This is a genomic window from Gardnerella sp. KA00771 (genome assembly GCF_049244045.1).
Lineage (GTDB): Bacteria > Actinomycetota > Actinomycetes > Actinomycetales > Bifidobacteriaceae > Bifidobacterium > Bifidobacterium swidsinskii.
The window spans coordinates 48999-74694 of record NZ_CP058368.1; the positions used below are offsets into that span (position 1 = coordinate 48999).

21 protein-coding genes are annotated in these 25696 nt (G+C 43.2%); 16 read left to right on the top strand and 5 right to left on the bottom strand.

Annotated features, from left to right (window positions below):
* Positions 1-2 precede the first annotated feature (2 nt).
* The 3 genes from HXT57_RS00210 to HXT57_RS00220 are packed head-to-tail and all read right to left on the bottom strand — an operon-like array spanning position 3 to position 1986.
* Positions 3-1352 (bottom strand): hypothetical protein, encoded by a 1350-nt coding sequence (locus HXT57_RS00210; RefSeq protein WP_240318946.1) that lies wholly within the window; start codon positions 1350-1352, stop codon positions 3-5.
* Positions 1279-1770 carry a hypothetical protein gene (locus HXT57_RS00215; RefSeq protein WP_421783565.1) on the bottom strand — a complete coding sequence of 164 codons (492 nt, stop codon included), beginning with the start codon at positions 1768-1770 and terminating at the stop codon, positions 1279-1281. The genes HXT57_RS00210 and HXT57_RS00215 overlap by 74 nt, the downstream gene beginning before the upstream one ends.
* Positions 1771-1797: 27 nt before the next feature.
* Positions 1798-1986, bottom strand: coding sequence for a hypothetical protein (locus tag HXT57_RS00220; protein WP_421783567.1), 189 nt, complete (start codon positions 1984-1986; stop codon positions 1798-1800).
* Positions 1987-2377: 391 nt separating this feature from the next.
* Between HXT57_RS00220 and clpB the strand changes: the two genes are divergently transcribed.
* From clpB to HXT57_RS00250, 6 genes are all read left to right on the top strand, one after another.
* Positions 2378-4972, top strand: a complete 2595-nt coding sequence (gene clpB / locus HXT57_RS00225; RefSeq protein WP_415692861.1) for an ATP-dependent chaperone ClpB — start codon at positions 2378-2380, stop codon at positions 4970-4972.
* A 147-nt stretch (positions 4973-5119) separates the two neighbouring features.
* On the top strand, positions 5120-6460 hold the full coding sequence (rmuC, locus tag HXT57_RS00230; RefSeq protein ID WP_004105862.1) for a DNA recombination protein RmuC: 1341 nt from the start codon (positions 5120-5122) through the stop codon (positions 6458-6460).
* Between the two features lie 57 nt (positions 6461-6517).
* Positions 6518-7366, top strand: a complete 849-nt coding sequence (locus tag HXT57_RS00235) for a hypothetical protein (protein WP_004136511.1) — start codon at positions 6518-6520, stop codon at positions 7364-7366.
* 43 nt (positions 7367-7409) lie between these two features.
* Positions 7410-8216 carry a TrmH family RNA methyltransferase gene (locus HXT57_RS00240; protein WP_103013764.1) on the top strand — a complete coding sequence of 269 codons (807 nt, stop codon included), beginning with the start codon at positions 7410-7412 and terminating at the stop codon, positions 8214-8216.
* Between the two features lie 146 nt (positions 8217-8362).
* Complete coding sequence (locus HXT57_RS00245; protein ID WP_004136505.1) at positions 8363-9355, top strand: ATP-binding cassette domain-containing protein; 993 nt, start codon at positions 8363-8365, stop codon at positions 9353-9355.
* Positions 9352-10326 (top strand): ABC transporter permease subunit, encoded by a 975-nt coding sequence (locus tag HXT57_RS00250; protein ID WP_103013765.1) that lies wholly within the window; start codon positions 9352-9354, stop codon positions 10324-10326. Before HXT57_RS00245 ends, HXT57_RS00250 begins: the two co-directional genes overlap by 4 nt.
* A gap of 860 nt (positions 10327-11186) precedes the next feature.
* On the opposite strand, the gene vly is transcribed toward HXT57_RS00250, so the two are convergent.
* Positions 11187-12737 carry a cholesterol-dependent cytolysin vaginolysin gene (vly, locus tag HXT57_RS00255; RefSeq protein WP_421783569.1) on the bottom strand — a complete coding sequence of 517 codons (1551 nt, stop codon included), beginning with the start codon at positions 12735-12737 and terminating at the stop codon, positions 11187-11189.
* A 498-nt stretch (positions 12738-13235) separates the two neighbouring features.
* Here vly and gatC point away from each other — a divergent pair, with 498 nt between their 5' ends.
* The 7 genes from gatC (at position 13236) to rho (ending at position 22099) form a co-directional block, all read left to right on the top strand.
* Entirely contained in the window at positions 13236-13532 is a 297-nt protein-coding gene (gene gatC / locus HXT57_RS00260; protein ID WP_004105888.1) for an Asp-tRNA(Asn)/Glu-tRNA(Gln) amidotransferase subunit GatC, read from the top strand.
* Between the two features lie 4 nt (positions 13533-13536).
* The gene (gene gatA, locus HXT57_RS00265) at positions 13537-15078 is read left to right on the top strand and encodes an Asp-tRNA(Asn)/Glu-tRNA(Gln) amidotransferase subunit GatA (protein ID WP_119504626.1); all 1542 of its coding nucleotides are present in this window, start codon (positions 13537-13539) and stop codon (positions 15076-15078) included.
* Between the two features lie 32 nt (positions 15079-15110).
* Positions 15111-16610, top strand: a complete 1500-nt coding sequence (gene gatB / locus HXT57_RS00270; RefSeq protein WP_119504625.1) for an Asp-tRNA(Asn)/Glu-tRNA(Gln) amidotransferase subunit GatB — start codon at positions 15111-15113, stop codon at positions 16608-16610.
* A gap of 256 nt (positions 16611-16866) precedes the next feature.
* Entirely contained in the window at positions 16867-17775 is a 909-nt protein-coding gene (locus HXT57_RS00275) for a GNAT family N-acetyltransferase (RefSeq protein ID WP_012913734.1), read from the top strand.
* Complete coding sequence (locus HXT57_RS00280; protein ID WP_004105898.1) at positions 17775-18089, top strand: DUF2469 domain-containing protein; 315 nt, start codon at positions 17775-17777, stop codon at positions 18087-18089. The genes HXT57_RS00275 and HXT57_RS00280 overlap by 1 nt, the downstream gene beginning before the upstream one ends.
* A 91-nt stretch (positions 18090-18180) precedes the next feature.
* A complete protein-coding gene (locus HXT57_RS00285; protein WP_012913735.1) occupies positions 18181-19800 on the top strand; it encodes an NAD(P)/FAD-dependent oxidoreductase in 1620 nt (539 codons plus the stop codon).
* Between the two features lie 337 nt (positions 19801-20137).
* Complete coding sequence (gene rho / locus HXT57_RS00290) at positions 20138-22099, top strand: transcription termination factor Rho (protein ID WP_410310259.1); 1962 nt, start codon at positions 20138-20140, stop codon at positions 22097-22099.
* Positions 22100-22195: 96 nt separating this feature from the next.
* Here rho and HXT57_RS00295 read toward each other — a convergent pair whose 3' ends face one another.
* Complete coding sequence (locus tag HXT57_RS00295; protein WP_004110055.1) at positions 22196-23401, bottom strand: pyridoxal phosphate-dependent aminotransferase; 1206 nt, start codon at positions 23399-23401, stop codon at positions 22196-22198.
* Between the two features lie 282 nt (positions 23402-23683).
* On the opposite strand from HXT57_RS00295, the gene HXT57_RS00300 reads away from it, so the two are divergent.
* The 3 genes from HXT57_RS00300 (at position 23684) to fbaA (ending at position 25694) form a co-directional block, all read left to right on the top strand.
* The gene (locus tag HXT57_RS00300; protein WP_004105907.1) at positions 23684-24145 is read left to right on the top strand and encodes an Lrp/AsnC family transcriptional regulator; all 462 of its coding nucleotides are present in this window, start codon (positions 23684-23686) and stop codon (positions 24143-24145) included.
* A gap of 5 nt (positions 24146-24150) precedes the next feature.
* Positions 24151-24492, top strand: coding sequence for a chorismate mutase (locus HXT57_RS00305; protein ID WP_004110050.1), 342 nt, complete (start codon positions 24151-24153; stop codon positions 24490-24492).
* Positions 24493-24638: 146 nt separating this feature from the next.
* Positions 24639-25694 (top strand): class II fructose-bisphosphate aldolase, encoded by a 1056-nt coding sequence (fbaA, locus tag HXT57_RS00310; RefSeq protein WP_004110047.1) that lies wholly within the window; start codon positions 24639-24641, stop codon positions 25692-25694.
* Positions 25695-25696 lie beyond the last annotated feature (2 nt).

Consider the following 25696-nt stretch of genomic DNA (forward strand, 5'->3'; position numbering starts at 1 on the left):
GTCTACATTTGTGGATTAATTGCAAAATCGCTGAAATGACATCCATCTACTTTCCCAGCAAGAAGATTACTTGTTGTGTTATCAAAATGCACGGTTTGTTGTAGTTTAAAATTCTTTTTGTTAAGAAAATACAATGTAGATTGTGGTGTCTTTTCTCCATTTGCGTTATCTAAAATTGCTATAGCATTTTTAGTGGTTTGCATCCAATATCTTTTTGGATTGAACTTGCTTGAAGTATTTACTGGGATGGTAAATGTAATTTGCGTTTTCCCAGTAATTGTATTAATTTTATACAGCGCGCCTGTGCCTTGGTCGAGTGCTAAGAGCTCGCGATCATTGAGCATTGTCCTATTCCCATATGAAATATTTTCAAAATCGTGTTTTTCCCCATAGTTATAGGCTATGCGCTTATTTTGCAAGGTTAGCGGTATAAAATCGAATTTTCCTGATTGCGTATTCCACCGATTAATACCGTACGTGGTGAAAGTGAATTCAGGATCGTCTTTTTTATATTCCGTTGTGTCTCCAATCGAAATGATGGTGTTGCGAATGCAAGGAGCTGTATCGTTTCCTATCGTAGAAAAACTATGTACCGTCGTTTCAGAATTTTTGAGTATATGTTTTATGGGTATTGAATCTTGGAGTTTTTTTATTACGAATCCATTTGTTCCATTAAAACTATTAGTTCCATTGTCGCTGGGGCTAATGGTGTACGTGCCACTCTCGCAAGCGCTCGATACATCATATATACGTGATTGCATAATATCTGTATTTCGCGGTTTGCCAAGGGTAATACTATTGAATTCGAGTTGATTTTTCCTAGTGCGAGTAAAACCGTGGTCAAGAACACTAATAACTTCGTGCTGATTATTTTCAAAAATTCCAGCTTGTGCAGCAGGTAATTTTTTGTGATGTTTAATTGCAATACGCATGTTACTTTTTTGGGCAAGGAAATAGTCAAATTTAGCGTCTACGAAATACAAACCATCAGTGTTCCATAATATGTTAGGAGATTCAATGGCAGAAGTGGTAATAGTTTGAGAAGTTCCATCGTTGTTGAGTAATACGATGAATCCATCTCGCTTCTTCTCTTTGCCGGCAGTCATGTCACTTATTGCCACAGCGCCAACGGCATGTGAAAGATTTGCTTGTTTATAACTAATTTGTGTAGGCATCTGCTGCCAAAACAGTAGAAACAATATAGCTGATGCGATGACGGTGGCAGAAAAGCACAGTAAAACAATAATTATCTTCTTGCTTAATTGTTTCATCTTGTCATCAAAGCTTTCTGTATGTTGTGGCTTTTGTTGTTTTTTCAAGATCCCAAGGCCAGACGAGTTCATCGTTGCCATCGTCAATGTCTATTCCAGCGCCATATTTATAAGAAGCCCAGACTAATTGCGCGCAATGTAGTCCTCCCCAGTCGTTTTTATGCGGTTGGAAGAAAGCACTATTATATCCACGACCGATATAAGTTCGAGCTCGATCTGCAGCTTTTGCTCTATTGGCATTAGATGTATTAACAGAACGTATTATTGCTCCTGGAGCTACAAGAGTCTTGAAAGCTAGTTTTTCTCTAGCTACTTCTCCTGGTCCTACTGCCTCAACAATTTTATTTTTTTGCGAGTAAATGCCTGTGTGACCATGTAGTCCTGCAGGAGTGAAATAAAAATCACCACGATGTTGAGCGTTTGGTAGCGTTATAGTTGTTTGGCTGGAAGATTTATCTTGTTGGTATTTATTGATATTTGGATTTTGCAATAATTCCATTTCTGCATCGAGCGCTTTTTCTTTGCTTCAATGATGATATTGAGCTATTTCTTGCACGCTTTTATCTAGCTTTTCTTTATTTACGTAATAGGGTAACGCATTTGCAAAATTTGATAATTTATCATCATATGATTCTTTGGCAAAAGCGGAAGATGTAGGCCATAGTACGCATAAAACAGCTGCAATTGTAATTGTTTTAAAAAGTTTCTTATTCATAATAGCCTCATTGTTATTGTGGATAATTTTACCTGTAATATGTCGCCGACGATATATTTATATTGTAGATTATTTGCAGAAGTCAGTCTATAAAATATTCGTAAAACATTGCAATTTCACCTTAAATATGCAACATGTGATTGATTTTAGGGAATAGCCCTTAATCTTGATTTCAAAACTTGAGTCTAGTACACTCAAGTTTTAGGAATAAAGTTATAGAAAAATCTGTTATACGTATCAGATACATGAAAGTGAAAGCTCGTTAGAACTCGAAAGTATCGTCAAAAAGCTTGAAATTGCAACGAGAGTTGCAATAAAGGTTGCAACAAAAGTTGCAGCGATTTGACTTAACTGAAATGTGTTTTACAGCTTTCGTGGAAGTGAGGTAGATATGGAACAAAAGTTTACAACCTTAGCGCAAGACGCATTAAGTGATGCTGTGCAAAGTGCGGCTGCAGCTGGCAACGCGCAAGTTGACACTTTGCATTTGGTGGATGCTTTACTTCGTCAAGAGCAGGGCGTCGTTCGCGCGCTTATTGCGCAAACGGGGGCAGATGCGCAACAAATCGGTGCTGAAATTCGCAACGCATTAGTGTCATTGCCTTCATCTACTGGCTCAACTACAACTAAGCCAGATGCAAGCCGTCAGCTTTTGGCTGCGCTAAGCCAGGCAGAAAAAGAAATGCGCGCAATGGGAGACGAATACGTTTCTACGGAGCACATGCTTATTGGCATAGTTGCGAGCGCGCCGAATGCAGTTGCGGATATTTTCAAAAAGCACAACGTTTCCGCAGACGCGTTGCGAAAAGCTGTGCCAACTGTACGCGGAGGCACAAAAGTTACAAGCCCAGACGCGGAAGGCAACTACAAAGCGCTCGAAAAGTATTCAGTTGATATGACAGCGCGCGCTCGCGAGGGAAAGCTTGACCCTGTGATTGGGCGCGACCAGGAGATTCGTCGCGTAATTCAGATTCTTTCTCGCCGCACGAAGAACAATCCTGTGCTGATTGGCGAGCCGGGCGTTGGAAAAACGGCAGTTGTAGAAGGATTAGCTCAGCGAATCGTTGCAGGGGATGTGCCTACGACTTTGCAAAACAAGCGTCTTATCAGTCTTGACTTGGCTTCGATGGTTGCAGGTTCGAAGTATCGCGGCGAGTTTGAGGAACGCTTAAAAGCAGTGTTGAAGGAAATTCAACAATCAGACGGTCAAATTATTACGTTTATTGACGAAATTCACACTGTTGTTGGCGCGGGATCTGCAGAAGGTTCAATGGATGCTGGCAATATGCTTAAGCCAATGCTTGCGCGCGGTGAGCTGCGCTTGGTTGGCGCGACTACGCTTAACGAGTATCGTGAGCATATTGAAAAGGATTCTGCGCTTGAACGCAGATTCCAGCAAGTGTTTGTTGGCGAGCCGTCTGTTGAAGATACTGTGACGATTTTGCGCGGACTTAAGCAACGTTACGAAGCACACCACAAGGTGACGATTAGTGACGATGCAATCGTAGCTGCAGCAACGCTTTCAAACCGCTATATTACCGGTCGTCAGCTTCCAGATAAGGCGATTGATTTGGTGGATGAAGCGGCAGCTCACTTGCGCATGGAGCTTGATTCTCAGCCAGAAGAAATCGACGAATTGCAGCGCAAAGTTACGCGTCTTGAAATGGAGGAAATGCAATTAAAGAAAGCGGAAGATGCTGCTGCTAAAGAACGCTTAGAAAAGTTGCAAGAAGAATTAGCTAACTCGCGTGAAAAGCTTACTGGATTGAAAGCGCGTTGGGATGCTGAAAAGGCTGGTCATAACAAGGTTGGTGATTTGCGAGCGCAACTCGACGCTAAGCGCGTAGAAGCCGACAAATTCACGCGTGAAGGCAATTTGGAACAAGCAAGCCGTATTTTGTATGGCGAAATTCCAAGCATTCAAAAAGCTTTGGAAGAAGCGGAGTCCGAGGCTGCTAATGCTAAGAGTGAAGCGAAAGAGCCGATGGTTCCAGACCAGGTTGATGCTGATTCTATTGCAGGAGTCGTTAGCGAATGGACGGGCATTCCTGTTGGTCGCTTGATGCAAGGCGAAAATGAGAAGCTGCTCAACATGGAAAAGGAGCTTTCTAAGCGTGTGGTTGGTCAAAGTGAAGCAATTCAGGCTATAGCGGATGCTGTGCGCAGAAGCCGCGCTGGAATTGCAGACCCTAATCGCCCAACTGGTTCCTTCTTGTTCTTGGGTCCTACTGGCGTTGGTAAGACGGAGCTTGCGAAGGCTCTTGCTGACTTTTTGTTTGACGACGAGCGTGCAATGGTTCGCATTGATATGAGCGAGTACATGGAAAAGGCTTCCGTTTCGCGTCTAATCGGTGCTGCTCCTGGTTACATTGGCTACGAGGAAGGCGGCCAACTTACTGAAGCCGTGCGTAGGCGCCCGTATTCTGTAGTGCTTTTTGACGAAGTTGAGAAGGCACATCCAGAAGTATTCGACGTTTTGTTGCAGGTTTTGGACGATGGTCGTTTGACTGACGGTCAGGGTAGAACGGTTGATTTTACGAATACGATTTTGATTATGACATCAAACTTGGGTTCGCAATTCCTTGTGCAAGAAGGCTTGGACGATGCTGCTAAGCGCAAGGCTGTTATGAACGCTGTTCACGCTGAGTTTAAGCCAGAGTTCATCAACCGTTTGGATGAACTTGTTATGTTCCATCCGTTGAGCCGCGAAGAGCTTGGCGGAATTGTGGATATTCAAGTTCGTCAAGTGGCTGCGCGCTTGAGCGACCGCCGTATTAGCTTGGATGTGAGTGACTCTGCTCGCGCTTGGCTTGCGGAGCATGGCTACGATCCAGTTTATGGTGCTCGTCCGTTACGCAGATTGGTTCAAACAGAAATTGGCGACCAGCTTGCGCGGTTGCTGCTTTCTGGAAAGATGCATGATGGCGCTCGCGTAGTTGCGGATTGTGAGAATACTAGCGACCATGTGATTCTAAAGATTGCGTAGTGCCTGCATTCTTTAATGTAGTCAAATAAAACAAAGCGTGCTGTTTATTGGATTATTCCCCAGTAGACAGCGCGCTATTTTTGTATTAGATAATGCACGTGTCTAGTTATGTTTTAAAAGTCAACTCAATAGTGTTTAATAGAACGTATGTTCGATAATATTGTGATGTTTGTTTTAATGGTGGTTGCTGTTGTAATAACCGCCATTGTTGTGCTGGCTATTGTTAAGCACAACTCTGGAACGCAAGGCGCTAATGGCGTAAACCAGCGCGAATTTAACGAATTGCGCTCGCAGTATGAACAAGCGCGCGCTCAAGCTCAAGAAAATGGCAATCAGGCTATACGCTATCGCACGCAAGCAGAGCAGCTTGCTGAGCGATTAAAGTTTGTTGAAGCAGAACTTGCTAAAGCGCAGCAGGCAGAGCAATTGCGAGTGAATCGCGAAGAACAATTGCGCGCAGAGCGAGAAGAACGCGAACGGTTAAATCGTGAAAAAACTTTGAAAGAGCAAGGTAAAGTTTTGGAAGCGCTTGCTCCAGTAAAAGACAATCTCGAAGCATTGAAGAATAAAGTTTCGCAGATTGAAGAAGGGCGTAAGCAAGAAATGGGCGTGCTAAGCACTCAGCTTAAAGGGTTAAGTGAGCAGCAAACAAGGCTTGACCGCGAAACAAGTTCGCTTTCTGCAGCATTGCGAAATAATAAGGTTCGCGGAGCTTGGGGTGAGGCTCAACTAAAGAATATTGTTGAATCTGCAGGCTTGCTTGAGCATGTTGATTTTGATACGCAGGTTGTTGTAACTGGAGTAAATGGCGAACAGCAGAGGCCAGATATGGTTGTGCATCTGCCAGGAGGCAAAACAATTCCAGTTGATGCAAAAGTGCCGTATGCGGATTATCAGCGCGCTTGCGAAATCCCAGATAACGCAAGTGACGAAGAATTAGCTAGAAGGAGCGAGCTTCTAAAAGCGCATGCTAAGGCTTTGCGAGAGCATGTTAGAGTATTAGGGGCTAAAGCGTATTGGCAGGCTTTTGAAACAGCACCAGATTTTGTAGTTGCATTTATTCCAAACGAAGCATTGCTTCAGGCGGCTCTTGAAGCGGATCCAACGCTTATGGATGATGCTTTTGCGCAAAAAGTAGCACTCACTTCACCAGTTACTTTGTGGGCCGTGCTTAAGTCTGTTGCGTACGCATGGCAGCAGCAAAGTCTTACAGATGATGCAAAAGAACTTTTCGATTTATCTCGAGAATTATATGATCGCTTTGCGGTTCTTGGGGAAAATGCTTCAAAACTTGGCGTATCTTTGGCAAGAACAGTTGCAGCTTACAATAAGTTTGCTTCTTCGCTTGAGTCGCGAGTGTTGGTAACAGCGCGTAAACTTCAGAAGTTAGATCAAAGTAAAGTTATTGCTTCAATAGATCTTATAGATTCCGATAAAGCTGATGTTAAAGAGCTGAGCGCTCCGGAAGTATCAGTAGAAGATCGTTAAGCATAAAAACATTAAAGCATCAAAAATTGAAGAACTCTAACGCTAAGGAGTGCAAAAATGGCAGAATTACAAGAGGAACGCGCTGAGCTTAAACGCATGCTTTGTGCAGATATGATTGCGAAACCATTTAGTGAACTGTTTTCTGTTACATTTGCTCAGCGTGGCTCTAAGCTGGTTGGAGATGTTCTTTTTGACGCAATTGAGAAAGCTGGGTATTCGTTAGAACGCGATGTTGACGCTGTTGGCGCGTTAACTGCTGCTGCGGTGCCGATGGTTTTTGCGCTTATTCATGCTGCAGAACGTAAAGGAATTGCACTCGACGGCTTTGTTATGGATTTTGTTTTTCCTGCAACAAAAGGCCCGTCAGTTAAAGGCAAGCGAGTGCTGTTGCTTGACTCTTGGCTTTCTGAAAAATCGTATGTTCAAACTTCTTCGCTTGTGACTTTACGACACGGAAATGAATTAAGTCTTGATTTTGGCATTGTTCATCAGCAAGGCGCGCAAATTCTTGCTATAGTTGCATTAATTGGTGGTGTTGACGCCGACGAACAAGGCACAAGGCATCTTCAATTAGTAAATCCAATAAGTGAGGAGAGTACTAAAATGGCATTTGTTCAAGCTTTCGATGAAGAAGAATTACGTGCAGATGCAGATCACGACGATTGCTGCAACGACAATTGCTGTGGCGGTCATTGCGAGGTTAAATGCACTGGCGATTGTAAGCATGACGGCTGCACTGAGCCATGCTGTGAAGATAACTGCTGTGGCGGTCATTGCAAGGTAGAGTGCACTGGTGATTGTGCTCATGATGGTTGCACTGAGCCTTGCTGCGAGGATAACTGCTGTGGTGGCCATTGCAAGTCAAGTTGCACAGGTGATTGCGCAACTGACGGCTGCCAAGACTAGCTGCAATACTAAGCAAAAGTATTAAACGGAGCAAAACTCACGCATGCACGAACCGAATCCAATTACTTTGGCTGCAAAAGCTTCCGATGAGCCAGAATTCCGACCTATAGGAGTTGGCCCATGGGAAGAAGAACATCCAGGTGAGCCTCGTCCAGATAATCCAGAATCGCCAAATTATGATGCGCGGTTTAGCACTGAATTACTAGACGAAGGCGACCAGCGTAACGTCTTAGATCGCTACAGATACTGGAAAGTAGAAGCCATAAAAGCGGATCTCGATTCTAAAGGCCGTCATGAGTTTGAAGTAGCTGTAGAAAATTGGACTCACGATTTCAACATAGGCTCTATGGTTCGCACTGCGAACGCGTTTACTGCGAAAAAAGTGTATATCGTAGGGCCTCATAAATGGAATCGTAAAGGCTCATTAATGACTGAGCTATACCAATACGTTGAGTGCTGCCCAACTATTGAAACTCTAGTAACTAATTGGCGCGAAAATATAGCACGGGAAGCAGAAGAAGCGCATCAACTTTTGCTTAAAGCGCAGGCAGAAGGCAATAAAGAAGCCGAAAAAATCGCAAATATCAAGGAACAAGATGCTAAAAACGCTCGCGTTATAGCGCTCGATATTATTCCAGGTGCTGTTGCTATGGAAACCTACAAGTTCCCTAGACGTTGCCTTATGCTTTTTGGTGCAGAAGGTCCGGGTCTTTCTAAAAAAGCGTTACAAATGGCGGATGACGTTGTTTATATTTCGCAATTCGGCTCTGTTCGCTCACTAAACGCGGGAGCAGCTGCAGCTGTTTCCATGCACGCGTGGATTGCGCAACATGCAGTGCCAAATTGCTGAATCTTAATAAAATATTAATTAGAATTTCGGTAGCAGAATTTTGTCAGCAGAATCTCATCAGCAGTATTAGTTAAAACGCAGCAGCCTGTACTCATAAACGCTTACATTTAATGTGTATTTTTTTTTATTTGTGATATTGTTAATTTATGTTAGAATTTCAACATATTACAAAGCGTTTCGGCGCAAAAACAGTGCTTAACGACGTTTCTTTCGTCGCCGAAGACGGTAAAGTCACGGGCTTTTTAGGTCCTAATGGCGCTGGTAAATCTACCACCATGCGTTGCGCGTTAAATCTTATTCACGCCAATAGTGGCACTTCTCTTATTGACGGAAAACCTTACGCAAAAATCGCATCCCCAATGACGGAAGTTGGCGCAGTTCTTGACGCAAAGTCTGCCCACAGAGGTCGTTCCGCATATAATCACTTGTACTCGCTCGCTTTAACTCACGGAATATCAAAAAAGCGCGTTGACGAAGTGATTGATATTACTGGTTTAACTAGCGTAAAAACTCGCAAAGCGGGATCCTTCTCACTCGGCATGAGCCAGCGTCTTTCGATTGCGGCGGCACTTTTAGCAGATCCGCACAATCTTATTTTGGACGAGCCAATTAACGGTTTGGATCCAGAAGGCGTTAAGTGGGTTCGCGAATTGTGCAAGTATTACGCAAGCCAAGGTCGAGCAATTCTGCTTAGTTCGCACTTGATGAGCGAAGTTGCGCTTACTGCAGATAACCTTGTGATTATTGCGCATGGCGAAATTTTGGAGCGCACAACAGTACAAGATTTTGTTGACGCACATTCTCAGCATGCTATACGTTTAGTAACGCCAGAAGGTGAAAAGCTAAAGTCTGTGCTTGTTCAGAATCATCCTGAATGCAAGATTTTGCCAGATAATCGCACGCCTCAAGACGTTCAAGAAGGCGAGCTACTCAGAATAACAGGTTGCGAGCTCAACCAGATTGCGCGCGAAATTGCGGATAATCAGATTTTGGTATATCAGCTGAATCAAGAGCATGCTTCGCTTGAGGAAGCATATTTGGCTCTTACGCACGGTCAAGAGCAGTACGTAACAAAAGCATTGCCAAATACTACTGCTGCGACTGGAACGCAATATGTAGATGGAAGGAGCGCAAAATGAGTGGGCAAATTGAACAAGCTGTTGAATATCCGGCGAGCAATTCTTACAAAACAGGCCGCAGCATGAACGCTCAGCACTTACGCCTTACATTTATGCACACGCTTAAATCTGAAATTGTTAAGCTGCGCGGACTTGCGTCTACGTGGTGGTGCATGGCATTAACAATTGTTTTGCCAGTAATTTTTAGTTTTATTATCGCGCTTGTGCAGAAAGCAATGTCTAAAGTTGACGTTCATAACAATGGTGCAGCTGGTAGCAAATCAAGTGCTGCGATTACCGTTGGGCCGAGCGATAAAAGTGATCTTATTGCATCTCAAGAAGGCATTTTCCGCTTAGTTATTAGCTTTGCTTCTATATCTTTGATTGTTTTGGCGATTTTTGCAGTGCTTGCTGTAACCGCGGAGCATTCTACAACTTCGATTCAGGCTTCTCTTACTGCTGTACCTCGAAGGGGTATGTTCTTTACGGCTAAATTTGTTGCGGTTGCAATCTACGTTTTTGTAGCCCAACTTATTGCAATGACAGTTTCGCTAGCTGCTGCAGAATTAGCTTTTATGGGAGATAACATTTCCGGATTATCGGGAAGCAACGTGTGGAAATTGCCGCTTACTCTGTTCCTTGGCTCTCCTGCAATTATGGTTGTTGTGTCAGCAATGGCCTACGGTTTTGGCATGATTTGCAAGTCAACTGCTGGCGGAATTATGTGCGTTATTGGAGCCGTGGTGATTCTGCAGACCATTGTTAGCATTATTATGCTTGCAAGCAATTTTGCGAAGTGGACTTCAATACTTATTCAGATTTTGCCAGGCAGTGCTGTAAGCCAATTCTTAGAAGCCTCCGCTAATTCTGGGCTGCAACTTCCACCAAACGCATATGTTTTTACATGGTGGCAGTCCGGTTTAGTGGTTCTTGCTTGGGCTGTAATCATGTACGCAATTGGCTACGTTATTGAAAAGCATCGCGATATTTAAACATAGTAAGTATAAATAAAATAAGCCCTGTTCAATCGCAATCATTACTGAGCAAGTGAGCGGGGCTTATTTGTTGCAACTATTTGCCGATACTAATTTCTAATTCTTCTTCTTGCTAGAAATAGAGCACCCAGCTGCAAATAACGCGATAGCCCAAGCAGCCATAGTAATAATAGATGGCACTAATTCTGGCACTAAGCTCATTGTGTATTTTCTTGAGAATCCTGATCATCTTGTTTCTTTTTAGCAAATTGAGGATGAGCATACTCTGGTCCAATATATGAAGTATCAGGCAATGGTAGCTCGGTAGTAGGCTTAGCATGTTGTGGTTGCGCATGCCGGTTGATATTTCTTTGATTTTCATATTTTGCATAGAGCTGATTCCGGCAATATCCATAATCTCTGATACGCGACTTTTTGGAATTTTACAATATTTTGCAACGAATGTGAGCTTTTTATAGAACTAGTATTTCTATAATTAGCTTTTAAATCTAATACTTTGCCGACTGTTTTTATTGGGGAATTAAGCTTTTTGTATGGGACGCCGTCGAATAATACTTCACCTTCATTGGCTTTTATGAGTCCCAATGCGCAATATAGCGCAGTTGATTGAACCGTTAGGGCCAACAAATCCCGTAACTTTGCTATCTTCTGCTACAAAAGAAATATTATTGAGTACTTGCTGTTTTTATAGTACTTGGATATATTTTGTATCTCTAACATAACTAAATCCTACTGCGAAAAATGTAATAGAAACCCTATTTGTGTAAAAAATTAAGGACTTTATCTCGTAACTGGCTACAAGATAAAGTCCTTAATTTTTTCAGTTTTATTTATTTATGCTCAATTGCAATATGAGTTCAGTCATTCTTTACAGTTTCAGCAACGCGAGGCCACAAGGTTGTGCCCCAGTTCTTGATTGTGCGCTGACGAACCAACGGCAAATCAGTACGGTTGTACACTGTACGCCATGGTTCCCATACCAAGCCGGTCTTTTCTTCCAACTTAATGCGAAGATTGCGCACATTGCCCTTGAACTGAATCGTTGTGCTGAAGTGAGCGGTACGATACTTGCCGTTTCCTTCCCAAGCGCGAGAACGTACGTATGGAGTTCCGTCGATATCAGTGCCGTACTCATCCCAGTAGACGTAGTAGCGAGCTACATAAGCTCCACGGTGATCCAAGGTCAAATAACCGTCACGGTAAGCAGAAACCTTAGTCTCAACATAATCGCTGTTGCTCTGGAGAGTTGCTACTTCGTTATCTTTTACGAAGGAAGTAGTGTAAGCGATTGGAACAGCTGGGCTAGAGGTGCTCAAATTTGCACCTTCCTGAATCAAAGCCTTCAGCGTATCGATATTGCCGGTAATAACCTTTGCTGCGCCGTTAGCGCTGCCGCCGAGAATCACTGCAGTAACAGAAGTATTCTGGAGAATGCGATGGAATTCGGTGTTTGGCTTAATTTCTACGCCCTTAATTGCCGCTTCTACTGCAGCCTGGAAATCAGTGCTCTTGCTGGTGGTATCGAACTTTACGTACATTGAGCGACCATAAGCTACGTTTGACACGTAAACTGGTGGGCGTTTGCTGTCAACGCCACGGTTCTTCAAGCTTTCTGGCGTAGTGCATGGAGCAAAGAAATCTGCTGGGCTATCTGGAGCGTCGACGCTTACTGTGTAGTAAGTTTGCTTGAAGTTCACAATTTGAGTCTGCTTCTCACCCTTGTGTACTGCATCGAAATCAATCTTCAGCGGTACGCCAATCTTTGCAAAATCAGCACCAAACTTAGCCTTGAGCTGGTTCATGCTCTGTGCGCTTGCGGAATCATACTGCATACGAGCTGCCACATGATGGCTTGCTGCATATTGTGCATTCCACTTAGAAACTAAACCGTTAACTGCTGAAGTAACGGAGCTCTTGGTTGGATGTTGCACAGTTACAGCACTCTCGCCGCCGTGGAAGCCTGGCAAATCAATGCTCAAAGTTAATGGTGCGCGATTTGCTGAAATCAAGCTTGGCATGTTATCCATCAAATTCTGGTCAGCGCGGAATAATGCACCAGGATACACGCGATCATTGTTGGCCGAAGTTACCGACAAGTTTGACGTTGTATTGGTGATGTTCTTCTTCTGATGCTCAACAACAACGAATTCGCCGTTCTTGTTGAAGCTGTCGCTGGAGAAGTTATTGTTAATTGTTTCGCCGTGACGTGCGAGAATATTCGTTTTATCGTAATGCAAATCCCACAAGTAGTTGTTCAGCGAGTCCTTGCTGGCTGCGCAAGATGCAGCTGGTGCAGAAGGCTTTGCAGAAGAATCTGCCATTGCTGGAACTGCTAAGCATTGTGGAATAATAGTCGCGCCCGCGAGCAACAACATTGCTGCATTACGGTAGAACTTTGTGCTCTTCATATGTATCCTTCGATTTTTATTAGATTTTATTTCAAATTATTTTTTCAGTGAGATGCTGCAAATACGTGCTTCAGTGCATATATATGCTTCAGTGCATCAGCTTCAGCTTCTCACATCACACGATTATTACACACTTTTTATTTATGCGATAATTGTTTAAAATAATTTTTTAAGTTTCAAACAAAAGTTTAAATAATGCTGAAATACCAATACTTTTTTGTTACGTCAGTTTTGTCGTTTCGGCGTGTTGACAGATAAAATGAACGGATTTTACGTATTTTGATTCGTGATAATTTTGTGAAAATATATGCAAAATATTTGTGCAAGTATTATTTAGTGTTACACATGCGCAATTTTTAATTGCTTCAGTCTTAAAGAATTAATTTGTAGTACTTTCTCAATAAAACAAAATAATCAACAAATAATTCTCATAAAGCTTTTATCCACATTGCTTTTTTCTACTAACGAAGGTCACGTATCACACATATAGTTGAGGTTATGCCTACATTCACACGCGAAGAAATTGAGCATTTGGGCGTTTTATCCCAGATTGCTTTAAGCGACGAAGAAATCAGTCGCTTGCAAGGCGAATTGAACGTCATTGCAGAATCTATTAATAAAGTGCAGGAAGTTGCTGGCGAAGATGTGCCACCTACTGCAAATCCAGTGCCTTTGGAAGCTTATTTGCGTCCAGATGAGCCTGCTACACCTTTGACTCAAGAAGAAGCTCTTTCGGATGCTCCTAGAAGTGAGTCTGGCATGTTTGTAGCGCCTCGAATTTTGGGGGAGGAATAAAAACATGACTAATACTCAAGATTTGGTAAAACTTTCTGCTGCCGATATGGCAAAGGCTGTAAAAGCTAAAGAAGTTTCTAGCCGTGAACTTGTTGAAGCTCACTTGGCAGTCATTGAATCTGCAGAGCCAGAAATTAAGGCATTCTTGCATGTTTCTGCAGATATTGCTCTCGAGCAGGCAGATGCTTTTGATGCTAAGAACGCTAATGGTGAGACTGAAGGCTTGCCTGAGCTTGCAGGCGTTCCAATTGCAATTAAAGACATGATTGTCACTAAAGGCATTCCAACCACTGCAGCATCGAAGATCCTCGAAGGCTGGGTTCCACCTTACGATGCTACTGTTATTGAAAAGCTCAAAGCAGCTGGCATGCCAATTCTCGGCAAGACTAATTTGGATGAGTTTGCTCAAGGTTCTTCTACAGAACATTCTGCTTATCAAACTACTTGCAATCCTTGGGATACTGAGCGTGTTCCTGGTGGTTCCGGCGGCGGTTCAGCTGCAGCTGTTGCTGCATTCGAGGCTCCTATTGCTTTGGGTACAGATACAGGTGGCTCTATTCGTCAGCCAGGTGCTTTAACTGGTACAGTCGGCGCAAAGCCAACTTATGGCGGTGTTAGCCGTTTTGGTGCAATCGCTATGGCAAGTTCCTTGGATCAGATTGGACCTGTTTCTCGTACCGTTCTTGATTCTGCGCTTTTGCAGGAAATTATCGGTGGTAACGATAGGCGCGATTCTACTTCTATTCCAGCTCCTGTTCCTCCAATGGCTCAGGCTGCACGCGAGGGTGCTCGCCGTGATTTGAAGGGCTTGAAGGTTGGTTTAGTTAAAGAGCTTAGTGGCGAAGGCTTCCAGCCGGGAGTTGAAGCACGCTTTAATGAAGCTGTGCAATTGCTTAAGGATATGGGTGCAGAAGTAACAGAAGTCTCTTGCCCTCATTTCCCTTACTCTTTGGCTGCTTACTACATTATTATGCCTTCAGAAGTTAGCTCTAATTTGGCTCGTTACGACGGCATGCGCTACGGTTTGCGCGTAATGCCGCCAGCAGACAAGCCTCAGACTGCTGCAAATATGATGGCCGCAACTCGTGAAGCTGGTTTCGGTGACGAAGTAAAGCGCCGTATTATTCTCGGTACTTACGCGCTTTCCGCTGGCTATTATGATGCTTGGTATGGTTCTGCACAGAAAGTTCGTACGCTTATTATTCGCGATTTCGAAGAAGCGTTTAAGAAAGTAGATGTTCTTATTTCTCCAACAAGCCCTACAACGGCATTTAAGTTTGGTGAGAAGATGGACGATCCACTTTCTATGTATATGAACGATATTGCTACGATTCCTGCAAACATGGCTGGCGTTCCAGCTTTGAGCCTCCCAGCTGGCTTAAGCGACGATGGTCTGCCTGTTGGTATTCAGATTATTGCTCCGCAATGCCATGATGAAAAGATGTACAAGCCTGCAGCAGCGTTGGAAGCAGCGCTCGAAGAAAAGTGGAGCGGCCCAATCTGGAAGTCGCTTAAAGCTGGTTGGCTCGATTCATTGGCTAAGTAAAGTGAAATAAAGCTTAAGTAAGAAGGATTCTCATGGCTGAAAAACTTATGAAATACGCCGATGCTGTTGAGCAGTTTGATCCAGTATTCGGTTTGGAAACGCACGTTGAGCTTTGCACTCGTACGAAGCTGTTTTGCCCAGCGGAAGTGTCTTTTGGTGGTGAGCCAAACACTCAGCTAACTCCTGTAAGCCTTGGTTTACCAGGCTCTTTGCCAGTCGTAAACAAAACTGCAGTTGATTACGCTATTAAGCTCGGTTTGGCGTTGCATTGCGAAATTGCTGAGTGGAGCCAGTTCGCTCGTAAGAACTACTTCTACCCAGATATGCCTCGCGATTACCAGATTTCCCAGTACGATAAGCCTACTAACGGCAACGGTTACTTGGATGTTGAGCTCGAAGATGGCACCGTGTTCCGCGTGCCGATTGAGCGCGCTCATATTGAGGATGACGCTGGTAAGAATACTCACGTTGGCGGTGCTGACGGCCGTATTGAAGGTGCAAATCATTCTTTGGTTGATTACAATCGCGCAGGCGTGCCTTTAATCGAGATTGTAACTAAGCCAATCGAAGGTGCGGGTAGCCGCGCTCCAGAAATTGCTGGTGCTTATATGCGCGCAATCCGCGATATTGTTCGCGCCCTCAACATTTCCCACGCGCGCATGGAGCAGGGCAATATGCGCGCTGACGTGAACGTTTCGCTACGCAAAAATCCGACCGATCCGTTCGGCACTCGTTCCGAAACTAAGAATGTGAACACATTCCGCGGAATCGAAAAGACACTGCAATATGAGATTCGTCGTCAGGCTGCTATTTTGAGCGAAGGCGGCGAGATTTTGCAGGAAACCCGCCACTGGGATGAAGCAACTCAGACCACTGCTGGCGGTCGTGTGAAGTCCGACGCCGACGATTATCGCTACTTCCCAGATCCTGATTTGGTTATGCTTCACATCACTAAAGAGCATATTGAGCGCATGAAGGCCGAGATGCCAGAAATGCCTCGCGAGCGCCGTAACCGTTTGCAAAGCGAATGGGGCATTAGCGATCTTGAAATGCGCGATATTTTGAACGCGGATGCTCTTGATTTGGTTGAAGAAACCGTTAAAGCTGGTGCAACTGCAGCAGGTGCTAAGAAGTGGTGGCTTGGTGAGCTTGCTCGCGAAGCAAACACTCGTGGCGTGACTTTGGAAGAATTGCCTATTACTCCGCAAGATGTGGCTGAAGTTGAAAAGCTAATTGCAGACGGCAATCTTAACGATAAGCTCGCTAAGCAAACTGTTGCATGCGTTTTGGTTGGCGAGGGTAAGCCTGATGAAGTTGTTAAGAAGCACGGATTTAAGGTTATGAACGACGACGGTGCTTTGGAAGCTGCTGTTGACGCTGCTCTTGCTGCTGATCCTGAAGTTGCAGAAAAGCTTAAGGCTGGAAATATGAAGCCGATGGGTGCAATTATTGGCGCTGTTATGCGTGCAACTAAAGGTCAGGCTGATGCTAAGGCTGTTACTAAGATTGTGATGGCAAAAATCAAAGGCTGAAAAGTGCCGTAAAGGCTGAAAAATTTAATATTTGATAACGCTAATGTATAAACGTAAAAGCGTAATCAATATTCAAAAGTAAGTGCTGCGTACTTGCTGCATACTCAAATCAGGTTTGTTTGTGTAGCAGGTGCGCAGAATTTACTATTTATCAACATTGCGAGGCATTTTTCGTCTTCTGGATTATCATATACTATGCGACATGAGAATTATGCGAAGGGCTTAATTCTCAAAGGCACAATACAAGTAGGTGACTATGCAACAAACCAATGATGGTGTTATTAACTCTCGCGAGTTACCAAAATCTATAGTAATTCCTCAAATTCGTGGAGAGATGGCGCACCTTCGTCCAGCTACGTGCAATGATTTGCAAAGAATGGATGATTTGTGCGCATTTGATGGTGCTGCAGTTATTACTGGAAAGGATGCTAATTCAGAGCGTTCTATGGTTCATTCGTGGGTTGAAAGCTCTATGCAATGGACTAAAGATAGTCTTATTGGCGAAAATCCTTCTGAATCTTGTCGTTTTGCTGGCGATGTTCAATTGCGTCACACTATTGCGTGGGCGATTGTTCCTGATGTTTTGGATGATTCAAATAACGCTTCCGGCGACATTATTGGCATGATTTTCCTTATAGATATTGACGGATGGTCTCGCAGTGCTCGAATTCAAGTTGTTTTAGGCAAAAATTATCGAGGAAGAGGCTATTCGCGCGATGCGATGCCTAGAGTGATGACTTATGCTTTTGCATCAGAGCCGACTGGTCTAGGGTTGCATAGAATTTGGGTGGGAGTTCCGGCAACTAATACTCGTTCGCTTTCGGTGTATCAATCGCTTGGCTTTGTAAAAACAGGCACTGCGCGCGATGCATTATGGGATGCCCAGAATCAAAAATATCAAGATTTTGTTGTAATGGACACTCTTGTAGATGAATATGATGCTATTCGCTCGCTAGATGCTTTTGGGTTACACGTTATTGAAGAAAATCCTGGTGTAATTGAAGCTTTGAGTGCGCATGAACATTCTGTGGCTATACCTGTGCATCGTGATAATCTTGATGAAGCATGGCCGTACAATGTAAACGTCTCTGAAGGAAGTTCATCAAAAAAAGCTTGGTGGCGCATTATAGGTCGTGGACGCAAACGTAATACGGAAGGTAAGTAATGAGCGCCGAAGATCTCGACAACTATGAAACCGATGCAGAACTTGCGTTATACAAAGAATACCGTGATGTTATTAAGCTTTTTACTTATGTTGTAGAAACAGAGCGACGATTTTATTTAGCCAATAAAGTCGATTTTAATGTGCGTTCAGCAGGTCAGGATGTTTATTTTGATGTTCAACTTACGGACGCTTGGGTATGGGATGTTTACCGCCCTTCGCGTTTTGTTAAAAATGTACGAATAGTAACTTTTAAAGATGTAAATGTTGAAGAAGTACAAAAAACAGACATTGACATTCCTGAATCTATCGCGTGATGCGCGTATGCTCAATAAGGATGTATAGGAATTGCTTACCTAGCACGCAAAGTGTTTTCGTAAAAATTTGATGTATTAAGATGGAGGACAAGTGACGGATACACAATCCCCAAAGGAATCTGTGGTAATTATTGGTGGTGGTCCGGCAGGGTTGACGGCAGCCTGGGAACTCGTTAAGGATGGCGGATCTAGCCGCTACGACGTAACAGTGCTCGAAGCCACGCGTGAGTTTGGTGGCATTTCGCGTACTGTGAAGTATAACGGCAATCGTATGGATATTGGCGGTCATCGTTTCTTCTCAAAAGATGACCGTATTATGCAGTGGTGGCGTGAAATGCTACCTCTCCAGGGTGCGCCTTCATATGATGATAAAAAGCTTGGTCGTCATCATGATTTGGAAGCAGGTGGACCTGATCCTGAAGTTGAAGATGAAGTGATGTTGAAGCGTCATCGCGTTTCTCGTATTTTCTGGAATCATCATTTCTTTGATTATCCAATTTCTCTTTCTGCAGCAACCTTGCGTTCTATGGGCTTTATCTTGACTATGAAGGTTGGCTTCAGCTATTTGTGGTCTATGATTCACAAGTTGCCAGAAACTAATCTTGAGAATTTCTACATTAATCGTTTCGGCAAGAAACTTTATTCCATGTTCTTTGAGGGCTATACAGAGAAGCTTTGGGGTAGACATCCAAGCCAGATTTCTGCCGATTGGGGTGCTCAGCGCGTTAAGGGTTTGAGCATTGTGGAAGTGTTGAAGAACGCTTTTTCCAAGCTTTTCCCTAAGAAAAAAGGCAAGGAAAAGGAAGTAGAAACCTCATTAATTGAGGAATTCTGGTATCCAAAGCTTGGTCCTGGTCAGTTGTGGGAAACGGTTGAGCGTCGTTGCCGCGAAAACGGTGCTACTGTGCGCACAGACGCAAAGGTAGTTGCTATTAAGCAAGCAGACGGAAAGATTTCCAGTGTTGTAGTTGAAGATGCAAATGGAGAGCGTTCAGAATTGCACGCCGACCAGTTTATATCTTCTATGCCAATTAAGGATTTGGTAGCTGCTCTTGAGCAGGGTGCAAATGGTGACGAAAAGGCTGAAGTTCCAGCAGAAATGCAACGCGTTGCCAAAGGTTTACCTTATCGCGATTTTGTGACTGTAGGCTTGCTTGTTAAGCGCGTGCGTCTGCGTAATACTACCACTATTCCAACGCTTGGTAATCCTCCTATTGTTCCTGATTGCTGGATTTACGTGCAGGATCCTGGATATAAAGTCGGACGTTTGCAAATCTTCAACAACTGGAGCCCATATCTCGTTAAGGATGTTGATAACACTGTTTGGATTGGTCTTGAGTACTTCTGCGACGAAGGCGACGACTTCTGGAATATGAGTGATGATGATGCTCGCAAGATGGCTATTGACGAGTTGACTCGTATGCAGGTTATCAATGGTGAGGAAGATGTTCTTGATTCTCACCGTGAGCGAGTTCCAAAGGCATATCCTGCTTACTTTGACACATACGCTCAGATGCCTGAATTGATTGATTATCTTGATGGCTTTGGTAATTTGTATTGCGTTGGTCGTAATGGACAGCATCGTTATAATAACCAAGATCATTCAATGGCAACTGCTATTGAGGCTGTAGAAGATATCCGAACTGGAGAAACTTCTAAGAAGAACGTGTGGTCTGTTAATACTGAAAAGTCGTATCACGAAAAGAAGTAGTAATTAATTCTCATATAAATTTGAGCGTTTGATTTTAAAGCGCAAATAATTTAGCGATATAGCGTCAATAATACTGGGTGTTACCCAGGTTATTGGCGCTTTTTGTTTATGCGAGTAGCTCTTTAAAAGCTTTATAGAAATTGCAATAAAATACTAAATACTATGGCGCGTCGCATTGTACAGCGTCGTATAGCTGTAGTAGCATACATAATGTTCGTTGTTATGTACATATGAATTGTTATGAAATAGCAGCGAGTTCGTGACGGATTTTTCCGTAATCTTCCATGTAAAGACTTGCCGGGTTTCTATTCCGTGCGAGTTAAGGAAAGGTAAAATTGTGGCAACAGGCCAGAATCTTGAAAAAATGAAGCTTTCAGAATTGAAAGATCTTGCGAAACAAATGGGTTTGCGTGGTACATCTACAATGCGTAAGCCTGAGTTGGTGGCTACACTGACGGCTGCTCGTAATGGGGGAGAAGCGCCTGCAGGTGTAAGTGTTCGTGTTCCTCGTGATGTTGTGAATGCTAATAAAACTGCAGATACTAGTACAGATATAGAAGATGTTAGGTCATCGAAAGACAATAGTGATTTAGAAGCGTTAGAAGTTTTGGTTCCCAATGCTGCTTCAGATCGTCGCTATAGAGACGAAGAAGATTTTGGGAATAAAAATTATCGACGCGATGCGAATCGTAATAATACATTCCAGCGTCGTCGTTCCTCAGAAGATCGTAATGATAATCGCGATCGTAGAGAAGATGGGATGGATTCGCATGAGTTGGATCAAATTTTGGCAACATTACCTGGTGAAGATTCTCACGCAGAGGGTGAGCAGCGTCGTCAGCGTGTAGCTTCTCGTGACTTTGATAGAGAAGAACAGCAAAATCGTGCTGATCGTTTCCAGCGTCGTATGCGCGGTCGTGCGCGTGATTACGATGAGTCTCGTTCAGATTATTCAGATCGACAGAATCGTTCAGAACGCATGGATCGAGTAGAACGTGACGATCGTGATGAACGTCGTGCTGAGCGTGGAGAACGTCAAGATCGTAATGTTCGTCTTGATCGTGATGCGCGTGATGCACGTGACTCTCGTGAAGAACATGATTTACGCGAGACTCGCCGTGAAGAGCCTCAGGAAGAGCTCGTACCAGTAGCCGGAATTGTTGATGTCTTAGAATCTTACGCATTTGTGCGCACTTCTGGTTATTTGCCTGGCCCTAACGATGTGTATGTTTCAATGAGCCAAATTAAAAAATATGGTTTACGCAAGGGTGATGCAGTTCAAGGCTCCATTCGTGCTCCTCGCGAGGGTGATCGCAGGAATCAGCGTCAGAAGTTTGTTCCGTTGCAAACTGTTAATAGCATTAATGGCATGAGCGTTGAAGAAGCTCAGTCTCGACCGCAATTTGCTAAGTTGACGCCGTTATATCCGCAGGAGCGTTTAAAGCAAGAAACTACTCCTAATCGCATGTTGGGACGTGTCATTGATTTAGTTGCCCCAATTGGTAAAGGTCAGCGCGGTTTGATTGTGTCGCCACCAAAGGCTGGTAAAACTATTACTCTTCAGAATATTGCAAATGCAATTACTACAAATAATCCTGAAGTGCATCTTATGGTTGTGCTTGTCGATGAGCGTCCAGAAGAAGTTACCGATATGGAACGCACTGTGCAAGGCGAAGTGATTTCTTCTACATTCGATCGTCCTGCAACGGATCACACTACTGTTGCTGAGCTTGCTATTGAGCGTGCTAAGCGTTTGGTTGAGCTTGGTCAGGATGTTGTGGTTTTGCTTGATTCTATGACTCGTTTAGCTAGAGCCTACAATATTGCTGCTCCTACTTCTGGTCGTATTCTTTCCGGTGGTGTTGATGCTCAGGCGTTGTACCCACCAAAGAAGTTCTTCGGTGCTGCTCGAAATATTGAAGATGGCGGCTCTTTGACTATTATTTCTTCTGCATTGGTTGAAACCGGCTCTAAGATGGATGAAGTAATCTTCGAAGAGTTTAAGGGCACTGGAAATATGGAATTGCGCTTGAGTAGAGATTTGGCTGATAAGCGTCTCTTCCCAGCAGTAGATATTAATGCCTCTGGAACTCGTCGTGAGGAGTTAATTACTCCAGCTGCAGATTTGCCAGTTATTTATCGTTTGCGCCGTCTCTTTGGTGGTCTTGAGGCAGAGCAAGCGTATCAGACTTTGATTCCTCGATTGAAGAAAACTGCTTCAAACCGTGATTTCTTGGCTGCCATAACTCAACAAACTGGCACTGCTACGAATAATTCTTCTTCTACGACTATTGCGTAGTTCTTATTTCGTAAGGAATTAAAATTATTGCCCTTTGGATTATCTACCAAGGGGCAATAATTTTATTTATATTTATATTCGTTAATAACTAATATTTTATGCAGCATGTAAAGCTTGTTGCGCAAGTGCAAATTTGCTTATGCGCGCTACGCCTTCTTTAAGTTCTTCTGCTTTCCCAGCGTAAGATAGTCGCACGAATCCGCTTCCTTCTGCGCCAAAGGCTTCTCCTGGCACAACAGCAACTTTTTCTTCATCTAAAAGTTTTTTGCTAAATTCTTCTGAACTTAAACCAGTTGGTCGAACGTCAACAAAAACGTAGAATGCACCTTGAGGTTCTATAAGACGCAATGCATTGCAATTTGCCAATCCGTCTATAACAAGCTGACGTTTTGCACGATATTCTTCTCTCATTTCGCGCACGTGATCTTGCGGACCTGTTAATGCAGCTACGCCGCCATATTGTGCGGTAGAATTTACAGAAGAATGCATCATTTCTGCAATTTTGCTGGTTTGCTCAATAACTTGACTTGGTGCAAGAATATATCCAATTCTCCATCCTGTCATTGCATAAGTTTTCGATAAACTTTCTACAATAATGGTTCGTTCGTGCATTCCTTCAGCTGCTGCAATAGATGGTGCTACAGCATTTCCGCAAGGTTCAGTTTCTGGATTGCTTGCGAATACGAATGGATGGTAGACTTCGTCAGAAATTACCCAAAGATTAAATTCTTGGCATAATTTTGCAACTTCTTCGAGTTCTTCTGCGGTTGTTACAGCACCGGTTGGGTTGCATGGAGAATTGATAATGATGGCTTTAGTGCGTGGCGATATAGCTTTGCGTATTTCTGCTGCATTAATATGCATTCCATGTTCTGGCTTAAGGGCTACAGTTACTGGAATTCCTTCGCACATTAGCACTTCTGCATCGTATGATGTGAAGTATGGAGATGGAATAATAACCTCATCTCCCGGATCTATTACTGATTTAATAGCTAAATATAATCCAATAGTAGCGCCGTCAACGGCTTGAATTTCTGTGTCTGCGTTGTAGTTTAAACCTTTTACTCTATTCGTATAATTTGCAGCTGCCTCGCGGAATTCTGGTATGCCTAAAACGTCTGTGTATTTTGTTTTTCCCTCTCGTAATGAGTTGCACGCGGCTTCAACAATGTGTGAGGAAGCAGTTTCGCCTGGTTCTCCTAGGCATAGTGAAATAGCGTCTGGTATTTGTTCTACACGGTCAAATACATCTCTAATACCTGAACGAGGTATTGAAATTGCATGTTTCGCTACTTTTGCCATGCTGTGCTCCTTTTTGATTGTTGGTTTTGATTTTATAAGAATAATCTTTAAAGGTTATAGGCTTCGTTTATACGCTTATTATGCGAATTGTACAACACTATTACGGCTGATGTTAAAAGAAAAAATTATTTTTAACGTAATAATTTGTATTTTTTATTATTTTTTGAATAAATTTGTTCTTTTTCTGTAAAAAATACTGTACCATGAAAGAGACTGCAATGTGGCGCTACATAGATTCGTTTTAGATTCTCAATTCAGCGTCGACTGGAGAATGGAGGACGTATGGCTGGAAATCCTCATAAAGCTGAAACTAGTATAGCTATGGATTCAACTGATGCAATCATTGTTGATATTCTCGAACATGATGGTCGAGCGACGTTAACTCGTTTGGCGAAGGCTTCGGGTTTGTCTGTTTCTGCAGTTCAATCTCGAGTGCAAAAGCTTGAGCGTAAAGGTGTTATTACTGGTTATCGCGCGTTAATTGATTATGAGCGTCGTGGTTTACCTGTAAGCGCATTTGTGTCTGTTACGCCACTTGATTTTGGGCAGGAAGCTACAATACCTAACAAATTGCGTGATATTTCTGGTATTGAAGCTTGCTATTCGATTACTGGTAGTCCAAGTTTTATGCTGGTAGTGCGTGTTGCTACGCCAAGCAAATTGGAAGAACTTATTAATACCATTCATCGCATAGTCCCTGTCAGTACAGAAACAACTATGGTTCTGCAAACATATTTCGATTAAATAATATGTGTGATTTTTCTGAAACAACGGTTGACGCGCGCGATACATCTCTTACGACATGTTGCAAAGTTGCTGCCGAAGAGATTATTGTGTTGCGTCAATCTGTTGATAATTTTGATAATGCAATAATTGCGCTGCTTGCTGAGCGGTTTAAAACTACGAAACGAATTGGTGAGTTGAAGGCTGAAGCTGGATTTGCTCCTGAGGATTCTAAAAGAGAGCAGCAGCAAATAGAAAGTTTGCTAAATATTGCGGAAAATGCCGGATTAGATTCTTCGATTGCGTTGAAATATCACGAGTTTGTTGTTACTGAGGCTAAGAAACGTCATCAGCAAATGCAGTCTTGAGATTAGATATTTCTGTTATTTTAATTGCGTTGAACTATGAATCACAATCAGTTTGTAGATTTTGAAAATAGATTTTCGCATATCGGTATGTAATGTTTTTGTGCATATGCGTGGCTATCTGAGTAATAAAGGCGGATAATACAAGTATGACTATTGCAACTGTTGAACGTTATGCGCATATGCTTGATGCTGCAAGTCGAGGTGGCTACGCATACCCTGCTATCAATGTTACTAGTACGCAAACTCTTAATGCAGCTTTGCAGGGATTTGCTCAAGCTGAATCTGATGGCATTATCCAAGTTTCTGTCGGTGGCTCTGCTTATTTTTCGGGTCAATCTCTCAATAATCGTGTTGTTGGTTCAATAGCATTTGCAAAATTTGCGCACGAAGTAGCAGCTCAATATCCTAATATCACTATTGCGCTTCATACAGATCATTGTGCTGAGCAATATTTAGATGATTGGATTCAACCACTAATTTCTTATGAAACAGAACGAGTCAAAAAAGGCGAAGAACCATTATTTCAGTCGCATATGTGGGATGGCTCAACGGTGCCTTTGCAACATAATCTAGACGTTGCAGAACAGTTGCTGGATGCTTCGCAAAAATCTCGCACAATTCTTGAAATTGAGATTGGTGCTGTTGGTGGAGAAGAAGATGGGCATCGTGCTGATATTGACGAGAGATTGTATTCTACGCCTGAAGATGCTTTGCGTGTTGTAGATAAACTTGGCTTGGGTGAACGTGGCAGGTATATGGCAGCGTTTACTTTTGGCAACGTTCATGGAGCCTATAAGCCTGGCGTTGTAAAACTGCATCCTAAATTATTGCAAGAAATCCAAAAAACTGTATATCAGAACTATCAAAATATTTGTGATACTCGCACCTTTGGCGCTTCTAAAAAGCCGTTCCTGCTGGTATTTCATGGCGGATCTGGCTCTACTGCTCAAGAGATTGCTGAAGCTGTGCGTTACGGCGTAATTAAAATGAATATAGATACCGACACTCAATACGCTTTTACTCGTGCAATCGCTGGTCACATGTTCAGCAATTATGACTCTGTTCTTAAAATAGACGGAGAAGTTGGCGAAAAGAAGTTGTATGATCCTCGATCTTGGGGTCGTGAAGCCGAAAAAGCCATGGCTCAGCGTGTAGCAGAAGCTTGTGTGCAGTTAGGTTCTGCTGGTAAAGCACTGAAATAGTA